Annotated in this window: 8 protein-coding genes; 6 read left to right on the top strand and 2 right to left on the bottom strand. The window is 69.6% G+C overall.

The genetic code is table 11. The annotated features are described in order from the left end of the window. Together JFB92_RS22285 and JFB92_RS22280 are read left to right on the top strand one after the other, a co-directional pair. Window positions 1–1,835: peptidoglycan D,D-transpeptidase FtsI family protein (locus JFB92_RS22285; protein WP_199043797.1), on the top strand; the 1,835-nt coding region annotated here is incomplete at its 5' end. An 87-nt stretch (window positions 1,836–1,922) separates the two neighbouring features. Continuing rightward, on the top strand, window positions 1,923–2,834 hold the full coding sequence (locus JFB92_RS22280) for a PAC2 family protein (protein ID WP_199043795.1): 912 nt from the start codon (window positions 1,923–1,925) through the stop codon (window positions 2,832–2,834). A 53-nt stretch (window positions 2,835–2,887) separates the two neighbouring features. On the opposite strand, the gene typA is transcribed toward JFB92_RS22280, so the two are convergent. Beyond that, window positions 2,888–4,759, bottom strand: a complete 1,872-nt coding sequence (gene typA / locus JFB92_RS22275) for a translational GTPase TypA (RefSeq protein WP_199043793.1) — start codon at window positions 4,757–4,759, stop codon at window positions 2,888–2,890. A 128-nt stretch (window positions 4,760–4,887) separates the two neighbouring features. Between typA and gsmA the strand changes: the two genes are divergently transcribed. The 4 genes from gsmA (at window position 4,888) to JFB92_RS22255 (ending at window position 10,302) form a co-directional block, all read left to right on the top strand. After that, complete coding sequence (gene gsmA, locus JFB92_RS22270) at window positions 4,888–5,982, top strand: sporangiospore maturation cell wall hydrolase GsmA (protein WP_199043783.1); 1,095 nt, start codon at window positions 4,888–4,890, stop codon at window positions 5,980–5,982. A gap of 266 nt (window positions 5,983–6,248) precedes the next feature. Then, on the top strand, window positions 6,249–9,182 hold the full coding sequence (uvrA, locus tag JFB92_RS22265; RefSeq protein ID WP_372451678.1) for an excinuclease ABC subunit UvrA: 2,934 nt from the start codon (window positions 6,249–6,251) through the stop codon (window positions 9,180–9,182). Between the two features lie 4 nt (window positions 9,183–9,186). Next, the gene (locus tag JFB92_RS22260; RefSeq protein WP_199043781.1) at window positions 9,187–9,789 is read left to right on the top strand and encodes a prepilin peptidase; all 603 of its coding nucleotides are present in this window, start codon (window positions 9,187–9,189) and stop codon (window positions 9,787–9,789) included. 129 nt (window positions 9,790–9,918) lie between these two features. Next, complete coding sequence (locus JFB92_RS22255) at window positions 9,919–10,302, top strand: hypothetical protein (RefSeq protein WP_199043771.1); 384 nt, start codon at window positions 9,919–9,921, stop codon at window positions 10,300–10,302. A 150-nt stretch (window positions 10,303–10,452) separates the two neighbouring features. On the opposite strand, the gene JFB92_RS22250 is transcribed toward JFB92_RS22255, so the two are convergent. Further along, window positions 10,453–13,044, bottom strand: coding sequence for a glycoside hydrolase family 9 protein (locus JFB92_RS22250; RefSeq protein ID WP_199043769.1), 2,592 nt, complete (start codon window positions 13,042–13,044; stop codon window positions 10,453–10,455). Between the last annotated feature and the right edge of the window lie 93 nt (window positions 13,045–13,137).

Here is a 13,137-nt window from a genome sequence, read left to right as displayed (position 1 = left end):
ACCGTCCGGCCCCCGAACCGCCCCGCCCCTCCAAGTCCCGTTCCTCGAAGAAGACGACCGCCGCCGAGGTCCGCCCCCTGCGCTCGCTGCCCAAGCTCGGCAACTCCACCCGCCGCCTCCGCGTCGCCTCCGTCCTCGTGCTGGTCCTGCTGCTCCTGGCCGGCACCCGCCTGGTGCAGCTCCAGGTCACCGACGCCGCCGCGTTCGCCGCCGACGCGCTCGACCAGCGCCTGGTCACCGTCCCGCTCACGGCCGAGCGCGGTTCGATCCTCGACCGCAACGGCGACCCGCTCGTCTACTCGGTCAAGGCCAACTTCGTCGCCGTCGACCCCACCCAGGTCGAGTCCGATCCGGCCGAACTGGCCGCCCGGCTCGCCCCGCTGCTGGGCCGCCCGGCCTCCGAGCTCGAACCGCTCATCGCCACCAGCGAGACCCCCGAAGGCGAACCGATCGAGTTCACCTACCTCCAGCGGGGAGTCGACCTGGCCGCCGGCGACCGGATCACCCAGTTCGGCGAACCGGGCATCGTCATCGGCGACGACGAGCGCCGCGTCGTCCCCGGCCACGACCTGGCCGCGAACGTCCTCGGCTTCACCGGCGGCGACCACGGCGAGGGCCTGTCCGGCCTGGAGGCCAGCTACGACGAGTGGCTCTCGGGCGAGGACGGCGAGGTCTCCTTCGAGCGCAGCCAGTCCGGCCAGCCGATCCCGGGCGCGTTCTACCGCGAGGACTCGGCGCTCCCCGGCAACGACCTCCAGCTCACCATCGACGCCGACCTCCAGTACCAGGTGCAGAAGACCCTCCAGGAGACCGTCGACGACCACGACGCGGAATTCGGCTCGGCCATGGTCATGGAGGTCGGGACCGGCGAGATGCTCGCGATGGCCTCGACGCCCACCTACGACGCGGCCGACCCTTTCGACGTCGACAGCGAGGAGGCCTACCGCGACTACGGAAGTCAGGCCACTGTGGACCCCGGCTCCATCCACAAGGCCATCATCTTCGCCGCCGCCCTCGAAGAGGGCTGCATCGAAGCGGACGGCATCATGGAGGTCTCCCAGTCGATCAACAAGGGCGGCGAGAACTACGAGGACACCTATCCGCACGGCGGTGCGGTCCTCAGCCTGGCCGGGATCATCGCGCAGTCCTCGAACGTCGGCACCATCCAGCTCGCCGACTGCCTCGGACCCGAGAAGATCTACGAGTACCAGCAGCAGTTCGGGCTCGGCTCTCCCACCGGTGTCGGCATCACCGGCGAGGCCCCCGGCATGCTCCAGCCCCCGGAGAACTGGTCGGGAACCTCTTACGGCTCCATCCCGATCGGCCACGAGGACACCGCCACCATCCTCCAGATGGCCGCCGCCTACGCCGCCATCGCCAACGACGGCGTGTACGTACAGCCGACCCTGGTCAAGGACATGCTCGACTCCGAAGGCGAACCGACCGAAGAGGACCGGGCCGACCCCGAGACGCACCGCGTGATCTCCACCGAGACCGCCGAGGACCTCCACTACCTGCTCCAGGCCCCGATCTACGCCGACACCGGCACCGCCAAGAACGCGGCCCTGGAGAACTTCCACCTCGCCGGCAAGACCGGCACCGGCGGTCTCGTCCAGGACGGCGGCTACGCCGAGGGGAACGTCGCCTCGATGGTCGGCTTCGCCCCGGCCGAGGACCCCCAGTACGTCGTGGCCGTCAGCGTCTACGTCCCCGACGGCGGAGGAGGCGGCGGCACCACCGGCGAGGCGTTCAAGGAGATCAACGAGTGGGCCCTGACCTACTTCGGAGTCCACCCCGCCGAGGACGGGACGCCGGAGTTCGACGAGTGGGGGTGAGCCGCGTCAGAGCCTCGCACTTAGTGGAATGGTGGGACGGCGCCGGGCGTTAGCATCAGAGGCGTCTACCAGAAGGAGCCGATTGCTTTGAACGTTGACCCTTGGGCACTGTGCGACGTCCTCGCGGACCCACCTGAGGCGCGGGGCGCGGTGATGCTGCACTTCCTGGACGGGTTCATGGACGCCGGATCCGCAGGGCGCGGGGTCGTCGACTATCTCTTCGACGAGTTCGAGCACACGCCCGTCGCCTCGTTCGACGTCGACCAGCTGATCGACTACCGCTCCCGCCGCCCGAACCTGACCTTCGCCCTCGACCGGTGGTCCGACTTCGAGGCCCCGCAGCTGGTGGTCTACCTGATGCGGGACCGCTCCGACCGGCCGTTCCTGCTCATGACCGGCCCCGAGCCCGACTTCGCCTGGGAACGGTTCGTCGACGCCGTCGAAGACCTCATCGACCACTGGAGCGTGCCGCTGACCGTCGGCTTCCAGGGCATCCCGATGGGCGTCCCGCACACCCGCGACCTCGGCATGACCGTCCACGCCACCCGCCCCGAACTGGTCTTCGACAACCGGCCGGTGTTCAACGAGGTGACCGTCCCCGGCAACGCCGCCGGCCTTCTGGAGTACCGGCTCGGCGAGTCCGGGCGCGACGCGATCGGGCTGTCGGTCCACGTGCCCCACTACGTGATGCAGATGAACTACCCGGCCTCGACGATCCGCCTGCTGGAGGGACTGCGCGAGGCCACCGGCCTGGACCTGCCCTCCGACGCCGCACTCGAAGAGGACCGCGAACGCGTCGACACCGACATCGCCGAGCAGGTCTCGGAGTCCGAAGAGGTCTCCGAGGTCGTCAAGTCCCTTGAGGAGCAGTACGACTCGTTCACCGAGGCCGCCGAGGCCGACGAGATGCTCCGCGACGGGCGCATGCCCACCGCCGACGAACTCGGCGCCGCGTTCGAGCACTTCCTGGCCGAACGCAACAAGCCCGACGACGACTGAGCCCCGCCGACGAGCAAGGGCCCGATCGACCGATCGGGCCCTTCGTCGACCGCTCAGTTCTGGTGCTTGGCGCGGGCGGTCGCCCGGCCGCGCTCCTTCTGGTCGAGCACGACCTTGCGGATGCGCACCGAATCCGGCGTGACCTCCACGCACTCGTCCTCGCGGCAGAACTCCAGGGACTGCTCAAGCGACAGCGCCCGCGGCGGCACCACGGTCTCGGTCGCGTCGGCGGTCGCCGAGCGCATGTTGGTGAGCTTCTTCTCCTTGGTGATGTTCACGTCCATGTCGTCGGCCCGGGAGTTCTCGCCGACGATCATGCCCTCGTAGACCTCGGTGCCCGGACCCACGAAGAGCGTCCCGCGCTCTTGCAGGTTGAGCATCGCGAACGCCGTGACCTGCCCGGCCCGGTCGGCCATCAGCGAGCCCGACTGGCGGGTGCGCAGCGCGCCGAACCACGGCTCGTGCTTCTCGAAGATCGAGTGGGCGATGCCGGTCCCGCGCGTCTGGGTCAAGAACTCGGTGCGGAACCCGATCAGGCCGCGGGAGGGCACCAGCCACTCCATGCGCACCCAGCCCGAACCGTGGTTGGTCATCGTCTCCATGCGGCCCTTGCGGGAGGCCATGAGCTGCGTGATCGCGCCCAGGTGCTCCTCGGGCGCGTCGATGGTCATCCGCTCGACCGGCTCGTGGACCTTCCCGTCGACGGTCTTGGTCACCACCTCGGGCTTGCCGACGGTCAGCTCGAAGCCCTCGCGGCGCATCTGCTCGACCAGGATCGCCAGGGCCAGCTCCCCGCGGCCCTGCACCTCCCAGGCGTCGGGACGCTCGGTCGGCAGGACCCGCATCGACACGTTGCCGACCAGCTCCTTGTCGAGCCGGTCCTTGACCAGGCGCGCGGTCACCTTGTGGTTCCGGCCGCCCTTGCCGACCAGGGGAGAGGTGTTGGTGCCGATCGTCATCGAGATCGCCGGCTCGTCGACGGTGATCAGCGGCAGCGCCACCGGGTTCTCCGGATCGGCCAGCGTCTCGCCGATGGTGATGTCGGGGATGCCCGCGATCGCGCAGATGTCGCCGGGACCGGCCTTCTCGGCCGGCTTGCGGGTCAGGGCCTCGGTCATCATCAGCTCGGTGATGCGCAGGTTCTGCACCGTCCCGTCACGCTTCATCCACGCCACCGTCTGGCCCTTGCGCAGCTCGCCCGCCTCGACCCGGCACAGCGCGATCCGGCCCAGGAAGTTGTCGGCGTCGAGGTTGGTCACGTGCGCCTGGAGCGGCGCGCCCTCCTCGTATTCGGGGGCAGGGACGTGATCGATGATCGTGTCGAAGAACGGCTTGAGGTTCTCCGAGTCGGCCGGGACGGTCCCGTCCTCGGGCTGCTTGAGCGAGGCGACCCCGTCGCGGGCGCACGCGTACACGATCGGGAAGTCGATCTGGTCGTCCTCTGCGTCCAGGTCCAGGAACAACTCGTAGGTCTCGTCGACGACCTCGGAGATGCGCGAGTCCGGACGGTCGGTCTTGTTGATGCACAAGATGACCGGCAGGCGCGCCTCCAGGGCCTTGCGGAGCACGAACCGGGTTTGCGGAAGCGGGCCCTCTGAGGCGTCGACCAGCAGGACGACCGCGTCGACCATCGACAGGCCGCGCTCGACCTCGCCGCCGAAGTCCGCGTGGCCCGGCGTGTCGATGATGTTGATGACCATCGGGGTGCCGTCGGTCGGATTGGTGTAGTGGACCGCGGTGTTCTTGGCGAGGATGGTGATGCCCTTCTCGCGCTCGAGGTCCATCGAGTCCATGACGCGGTCGTCGACCTCGGCGCCCTCCCGGAACGCCCCGGCCTGCTTCAGCATGGCGTCGACGAGGGTGGTCTTGCCGTGGTCGACGTGGGCGACGATGGCGATGTTTCGCAGATCAGAGCGTTGTGACACGACGACAATTGTCTCCTATCGCGGGCCTCGGGCCTCGGTCAGGCGGCGTGACGACCGACACCAGTGAGGAAACCTCAGCTTCCCGGATCGTCGGACACGAAACCCCATGAATCGTACGATCTCGGGGTATGAACCCAAAGATGCAGCTCAGGCTCGCGACGGTGGTCGCGGCCGCCGCCGGGCTCCTGCTGTCCGGGCCCGCGCCCGTCCACGCCGAGCCGAGCGGCGCGCTCGTGTCCGTCCCCGGCGGGACACTCAACGTCCGGTCGGGCCCGGCCACCGACCAGCCGATCGTCGGCACGCTTTCCGACGGCGCGAGTCCGACCGTGGCCTGCAAGGTCCGCGGCGAGCGGATCTCGGGGGCGGTGCGCGCCTCCTCGACCTGGCTGCGCATCGGCGCCGACCGGTGGATCAGCCACGCCTACATCGACTGGACCTCCAAGCCCCACCTGCGCTGGTGCTCGGCGGCCACCCAGAAGCCGACCACCTCCGAGGTCACCACCGGCGGCGGCACCCTGAACATCCGCTCGGTGGCCGACTCGGGCGGCGACCGGCTCGGCACCTACGACAACGGCGAGGAGCTCCTCGTCCGCTGCCAGGTCTGGGGCCAGGAGGTCGACGGGAAGGTCGAGCGGACCCACACCTGGTACCGCGTCGGCGATGGCCGCCACGTCTCGGCCGCCTACGTCGACTGGACCGCCGGCGAGCCCTGGCTGCCCTGGTGCGGACAGGACGCGCCGACCGTGCCCAGGGGCGGCAGCGGGGCGTTCATCGAGCAGCACGCCCCCGCAGCCCAGTCGGGTCAGCGCTCGACCGGCGTGCCCGCCTCGGTGACCCTCGCGCAGGCGATCCTCGAGACCGGCTGGGGCAAGAGCGCGCTGGCCCGCGAGGACCACAACATCTTCGGCATGAAGTGCTTCGGCTCGCCCGGCGGGCACGCGATCGGCTGCCGCGACTACGCGACCTTCGAATGCAGCCCCACCGGCGGCTGCTTCGACATCGACGCGACCTTCCGCGTCTACGACAACGTCCGCGACTCCTACCGCGACCACGGCGAGCTGCTCTCGGAGTGGTCGCGGTACGCCACGGCCATGAACCACCGGCACGACCCCGACCGCTTCGCCCGCGAGATCCACAGGGCCGGCTACGCCACCGACCCGCACTATTCCGAGAAGCTCATCGGCATCATGCAGAAGTACGAGCTCTACGAGTACGACCAGTGACATGAGGATTGCGCGGCGAAGTCGCTCTGGTTTGGGGTGAGGCGTCGCGGAGTGGCGCCGGGGGGCGGGGCGACGGGTGCGGGTGAGTTAAAGCTCACATCGGCGCGCGGCCGCGCAGGTCCGCTGGGAGTAATCTCGATGGGGGCCCGGGCTCGAACACCGGGCTCCCCGGACTTGTCGTACCCGAAGGTTAGATTCCCAACGTGGCCAACGAGCAGCTTCAATCCGATTCCCAGAGGAACCGCGCACCACTGTCGTCAGGCGACATCGTCGTGCGTGGTGCCCGCGAGCACAATCTCAAGGACGTCGACCTCGACCTCCCGCGGGACTCACTGATCGTCTTCACCGGGCTGTCGGGCTCCGGCAAGTCGTCCCTGGCGTTCGACACCATCTTCGCCGAGGGCCAGCGCCGCTACGTCGAGTCGCTCTCGGCCTATGCCCGCCAGTTCCTGGGCCAGATGGACAAGCCCGACGTCGACTTCATCGAGGGCCTGTCCCCGGCCGTCTCGATCGACCAGAAGTCGACCTCCCGCAACCCCAGGTCGACCGTCGGCACCATCACCGAGATCTACGACTACCTGCGGCTGCTGTACGCGCGCGTCGGCGTGCCGCACTGCCCGACCTGCGGCGAGCCCATCGGCAGCCAGAGCCCCCAGCAGATCACCGACCAGATCATGGCCCTGCCCGAGGGCACCCGCTTCCAGGTCCTCGCCCCGGTCGTCCGCAGGCGCAAGGGCGAGTTCGTCGACCTGTTCTCCGACCTCCAGCAGCAGGGCTACGCCCGCGCCCGGGTCGACGGCGTCGTCTACGCCCTCGGCGAGGTCCCCAAGCTGAAGAAGCAGGAGAAGCACGACATCGAGGTGGTCGTCGACCGGCTCGTGGTCAAGCCCTCGTCCGTGCAGCGCGTGACCGACTCGGTCGAGTCGGCCCTGGGCCTGGCCGACGGCGTCGTCGAGCTCGACTTCGTCGACCTGGCCGAGGACGCCCCCGACCGCAGCCGCCGCTTCTCCGAGAAGCTGGCCTGCCCCAACGACCACCCGCTGGCCCTCGACGAGCTGGAGCCGCGCACCTTCTCGTTCAACGCGCCCTTCGGCGCCTGCCCGGTCTGCCACGGCCTGGGCATGCGCAAGGAGGTCGACCCCGAGCTGGTCATCCGCGACCAGGAGGCCAGCATCCGCGACGGCGCGCTCGCGCCGTGGTCCTCGGTCGGCATGGGCGACTACTTCCTCTACCAGATCGTCGCCCTCGGCGAGGCGGTCGGCTTCGACGTCGACACCCCCTGGGCCGACCTCCCGGCGGCCGCCCAGAAGACCGTGCTCTACGGCTACGCGGAGACCCTCCAGGTCTCCTACCGCAACAAGCGCGGCCAGCGCCGCTCCTACGAGACCCGCTTCGAGGGGGTCGTGCCGTGGGTGGAGCGGCGCCACGCCGAGACCGACTCGGACTGGACCCGCGAGAAGTACGAGCAGTTCATGCGGGAGATCCCGTGCACCACCTGCGACGGCGCGCGGCTCAAACCCGAGGTCCTGGCCGTCACCGTCGAGGGCAAGTCGATCTTCGACGTGTGCACCCTCTCGGTAGTCGAGTGCGCGGCCTTCTTCAACCGGCTGGAGCTGTCCGACCGGGACTCGATGATCGCCGCCCCCATCGTCAAGGAGGTCACCGCCAGGCTCCAGTTCCTGCTCGACGTGGGTCTGGACTACCTGACGCTGGCCCGCGCCGCCGGGAGCCTGTCGGGCGGCGAGGCCCAGCGCATCCGCCTGGCCACCCAGATCGGGGCCGGGCTGGTCGGGGTCCTCTACGTGCTCGACGAGCCGTCCATCGGCCTCCACCAGCGCGACAACAACAGACTCATCGGCACCTTGGAGCGGCTGCGGGACCTCGGCAACACCCTCATCGTCGTCGAGCACGACGAGGACACCATCCGCGTGGCCGACCACGTGGTCGACATCGGACCGGGCGCCGGCGAGCACGGCGGCTCGGTCATCTACTCCGGCCCGGTCAAGGGCCTGGTCGACACCGAGGGCTCGATGACGGCCGACTACCTGGCCGGCAGGCGCCACATCCCGGTGCCTGCGGTGCGGCGCCCGCCGACGGCCGACCGCGAGCTGGTCGTCAAGGGCGCCAGGGAGAACAACCTCCAGAACATCGACGTGGCCTTCCCGATGGGCACCATGGTCTCGGTCACCGGCGTCTCCGGTTCGGGCAAGTCCACGCTGGTCAACGAGATCCTCTACAACACGCTGGCCGCCGAGATCAACGGCGCCAAGGTCGTCGCCGGCCGGCACCGCACCATCACCGGCGTCGACGGGGTCGACAAGGTCGTCGGCGTCGACCAGTCGCCGATCGGCCGCACGCCACGGTCCAACCCGGCCACCTACACCGGCGTGTTCGACAAGGTCCGCAAGCTCTTCGCCGGCACGCCCGAGGCGAAGGTCCGCGGCTGGGGCCCCGGGAGGTTCTCCTTCAACGTCAAGGGCGGGCGCTGCGAGGCGTGCTCGGGCGACGGCACCCTGAAGATCGAGATGAACTTCCTGCCGGACGTCTACGTGCCGTGCGAGGAGTGCGGCGGGGCCCGCTACAACCGCGACACGCTCAAGGTCCACTACAAAGGCAAGACCATCTCCGACGTGCTCGACATGCCCATCGAGGAGGCCGCCGAGTTCTTCGAGCCGATCAACTCGATCCACCGGCACCTGAAGACCCTGGTCGACGTCGGCCTCGGCTACGTGCGACTCGGCCAGCCGGCCCCGACGCTCTCCGGCGGCGAGGCCCAGCGCGTCAAACTCGCCTCCGAGCTCCAGAAGCGGTCGACCGGCAAGACCGTCTACATCCTCGACGAGCCGACCACCGGCCTCCACTTCGAGGACGTGCGCAAGCTCCTCGGCGTCCTGGACGGCCTGGTCGAGAAGGGCAACACGGTCATCGTCATCGAGCACAACCTCGAGGTCATCAAGAGTTCGGACTGGCTGATCGACCTCGGCCCCGAGGGCGGGGACAAAGGCGGAACCCTGGTCGCGGCCGGGACCCCCGAGGAGGTCGCCGAGATCGCCGCCAGCCACACCGGCCAGTACCTGCGCCCGCTGCTGGGCCTGAACGGAAAAGGCAACGGGACCGGCAGGGCCGCTCGCAGAGCGAGCTCCGGCAACGGCTCGGCCCGCAAGCGGACCGGGGCGGGGAACGGCCGCAGGAAGCGCTAGCGGGGTGCTGCTCGTCGTCTCGGCGGCGGCCGCTCTGGCGGCCGTCCCGGGCCTGCACCGGTGCGTCGGCCTCGCGACCGGCCGCCGGGCCGACCCCCGACTGCTGGCGGCCGCCGCAGTGGCCGCGGCCCTGCTGATCGCGTGGCGGGCGGGCGGGCCGCTCCACGGTGCCGCGCTGGCCCTGACCGCCGCGGTCGGGCTCGTCGCCGGCTGGGTCGACGCGCAGCGGCGACGCCTGCCCGACGCCCTCGTCCTGCCCGCCTACCCGGCAGTGGCCGCGCTCCTGCTCGCCACTGGTGAGGCCGACACGGTGCTGCGGGCCGGGGCCTGCGGTGCCGCCTCGGCGGGCCTGCTGCTCGTCGGGCACCTGGCCGGGCAGGTCGGATTCGGCGACGTCAAGCTCGCCGGGCTCCTCGGCCTGGTCCTGGGCTGGGCCTCCTGGCAGACCGCCGCGCTCGGCCTCGCCGCCGCTTCCGCGGTCGGCGCCGTCCAGGCGGCGGCCGTGATCGCCCTCGGGCGCAAGGACTTTCCGTACGGTCCGGCGCTGCTGCTCGGCGCCGTGGCCGCGCTGGCACTGCCGACCGATATATGGGTATTATTCAGGTAAATCGCCACATAGATGAAAAAGTTCGTGTGTGTGCGCGGTAATGGCGGAATCCACATGAAAATCGCATATGCTCCCTCATGGTTCGAATTAATCGGACCGTCAATTCACATCGATTCCAAGGGAGCCTTCATGCTTCGTAAAGCGCTTGGCGGGGCCGCTCTGGCGGGTGCCGCGGGGATGCTCGCCGCAGGCGTCGCTTCGCCTGCCTCGGCGTACGACTACGACCCCGACGACTTCGGGGGCGTCAACGTTCTGTCGAACCTGTGCGTCGGCAACTGGAACGGCAACCTCGTGGACGTCCTCAGCCTGGGCACCTCCGACACGCACGACCTGTGCAACGGCTGGGACCAGAACCCGGACGGGGTCAACGTCGCCTCCAACATCTGCGCCCTCAACTGGGACTGGCAGGGCGCGATCCTGAACGGCGGCCACATCGCCAAGGACGACCTCTACACCCTCTGCGACTGGACTGCAGAGGAAATGGAGCACAAGCTCGGCGGCTACGCCGAGTAATGCGCAACGGTCGCCGGGGGCCAGACCGGCGGCGAGCGGGGGCGGCCACAGTCTTTGGGGCCGCCCCCTTTCAGACGGCGGTTCGGCGAGGCCGAGACGAAACGCGTCGCCGGACCGCCTTCGGCGTGGTCTGCCGCGCGGCGGGGTCAGCTACTCGGCCGCGCAGGAGACCGAAGCCGGCTTGAGGGCGCTCCTGGCGTCCTTGGCGCCGATGAACCCGAAGGTGTACTCGGCGCCCGGTTGGAGCGCGAAGCCGCCGCCCAGTTCAGAGGCCGTCACCAGCTGGCCCTCCTGGGACAGCTCGGCGCTCCAGTACCGGTCCACCGACTGCCCCGACGGCAGCGCCCAGCGCAGCGTCAGCGACTCCAGCGGCTCGTCACCGGTATTGGAGACGACCACCTGAGCGTTGAACCCGTCGCTCCACTCGCCGTTGATCCGGTAGTCCACCGCGCACGACGGCGTGGCGACCGAATCGCTCTGATCGGCGATGAAGCTCGCGACGTAGGCCAGCGGCGCGTTCCAGTTGATCGTGAGCTCGTTGGTGGCCCAGGCGCCGATGTCGTCGATGTAGCACTTCTGCGGCGCGCAGTCCTGGAGCCACCGGCTCGAGACCGGATCCCATGTCGACGGCTGGGTGTTCGGGCCGCCCGAGAGCGTCCCGTTCGGCGGGTGCGGCAGGCTCGAGTCGAGCTGGTTGGCGTACCAGCGGCTGTGCATGTTCTCCGAGTAGTGCGAGCCGTAACCGGTCACATAGGAGTTGCCCATCGCGTTGCGGCCCAGGATGTAGTCCATCCCGGCCAGCACGCCGTCCCGGAAGCGGTCCTCGCCGGTGAGGTCGTAGGCCGCCCCGACCACGATCAGCGCGTTCAGCACCAGGCTGTTGGAGCCCCAGTCGAACGTGCCGTCGCCGCCGTAGGCGAGGTCCCACGGGTTCGAGCCCTGCTCTTCCAGGTAGTCATCGGCCGCCTGGACCACCTGCGCGGTGATCTCGTCGCGGTCGGACAGTTCGTTCGGCACCAGGGCCAGGTCGATCTTGGCCAGCGCGGGCACGTTCTGCCAGGAGATCGGGTAGGCGAACGCGCCGCTCTCGTGCAGCTCCGAGGACTGGACGAAGTCGGCGTAGGTCTGCTCGCCGGTGGTGATGTACAGCTCGGCCGCGGCCCAATAGAACTCGTCGGACACCTCGCTGTCGCCGTACCCGCCGCTCCCGGCCGGGATGTTCTCCTGGGCGAGCATGTCCGGGTTCGCCAGGGCCGCCTCCCATGCCGTCTCGGCGGCGGTCAGGCACTGCGAGGCGAAGTCCTCGTCGTAGGGCTCGAACAGCCGGGCGCACTGGGCCGCGCTGGCGGCCAGGTTCAGCGTCGCCGCCGTCGAGGGCGGACCGAGGTAGCGAGGCTGCGGGTCGTCGGCCGGCAGCAGCGGCAGGCCCGTCCAGTTCTCGTCGCTCATCTTGTGGTGCGCCATTCCGGCGAGCTCCTCGCCGGCGGGCACCTGCATGCTCATCAGGAACTCCATCTCCCAGCGGGCCTCGTCGAGGACGTCGGGGACGCCGTCGCCGTGCTCGGGGATGCGCAGGCTCCCGTCGGCGAAGCGGGTCGGATCGGCGCCGGGCGCGTGGAGGGCCCGCTCGTAGACGCTCATGACCTGCGAGACCGAGATGCCGCCGTTGACGACGTACTTGCCGTGGTCGCCGGCGTCGTACCAGCCGCCGGACACGTCCAGGGAGTAGTCGCAGGTGCCCGGGTGGCAGGGGACCTCCAGGTCGCCCTGGTTCGGCTCGACGCCGACGTGCCCGGCCTCGCGTCCGTAACCGGGCGCGATCTCGTCGTCGATGGCGATGCCCGAGCGCTGCGGGTAGTAGAACGACAGGGCGTCGGTCGCCAGCGCGCTGTAGGCGTCGGAGCCGATGTCGAACGGGTAGGAGGTCTCGCCGTCGGTGGTGAGGGTGTAACCCTCTCCGGAGGCGGTGACCTGGGAGAAGTCGATGGAGTGGACCGCCGACCCGGAGGACGGGTCGTCGCCGTGGACCACCGACCGGCCGTCGGCGACCAGTTCGCCGGCGGCGTCGTGGAGCTGCCAGGGGACCGGTTCTGTCGCGTCGGTCACGAGCGTGGCCCGCTTGGGGCCGTCGGGGAGGTATCCGACCTGGTTGACCCGCACGCGCGGGCCGGTGTCGGGATCGTAGACGGGGGGTTCGGCGCCGGTGAGCAAGGCGACCTCCGAGATGCAGAACTGCCACGGATCGGCGTTGCGGCCGATCTGGAACGCCAGCTGGGCGTCGGTCCAGTCGGCGTTGGACGTGAAGGTCCAGCTGTAGGTCTGGGGTTCGGTGTCCAGCTGCGGGAACTCCTCGAGCTGGGTCGGCCACGGGTCGACGTCGCGCTGGACGAGCGTCCGGACGCTGACCGGTTCGGAGGCGCGGGCGGTGAAGCGCAGCTCGTACGACTCGCCTTCGGCCAGCGGCAGGTCGTTCTGGCCGACGATGGCGTCCCAGGCGTTCGCGGTGTCCCCCGGGACGTCGATGCACCATTCGCCGTCGGCGGCCGCTCCGGTCAGGTTCTCGGTCGTCCACCAGGGGGCGGTGCCGTCGGAGAAGTCGCCGTTGACGATCACGTTGGTCGGCTCGTCCTGGGCCCAGGCCGTGGCGGCCACCGCCGCCGAGAGCGCGAGGGCGCCGGCCGCCGTGACCGCCAGGGCGGCCCGTCTGGTTCTTCGAGCGGGTATGGGGAGGAGGCGGGGCATGGCTTTCCCTTCATGCCGGAAAATTGGGAGCGATACCACGCACATCCTGTCACTGAAATTGAAGGATGTCAATAGTTCGGATTATGAAGCATG

Origin of the sequence: Glycomyces salinus, from assembly GCF_016428645.1 — a bacterium.
Classification (GTDB): domain Bacteria; phylum Actinomycetota; class Actinomycetes; order Mycobacteriales; family Micromonosporaceae; genus Glycomyces; species Glycomyces salinus.
The sequence above is the reverse complement of the archived record's forward strand: the minus strand, read 5'-3'. Positions and strand labels throughout refer to the sequence as shown.

Bases quoted from the DNA above. Each gene is read 5' to 3' on its own strand.
- gsmA (WP_199043783.1), top strand. From the start codon at position 4,888: ATGAACCCAAAGATGCAGCTCAGGCTCGCGACGGTGGTCGCGGCCGCC.
- JFB92_RS22255 (WP_199043771.1), top strand. From the start codon at position 9,919: ATGCTTCGTAAAGCGCTTGGCGGGGCCGCTCTGGCGGGTGCCGCGGGG.
- JFB92_RS22250 (WP_199043769.1), bottom strand. From the start codon at position 13,044: ATGCCCCGCCTCCTCCCCATACCCGCTCGAAGAACCAGACGGGCCGCC.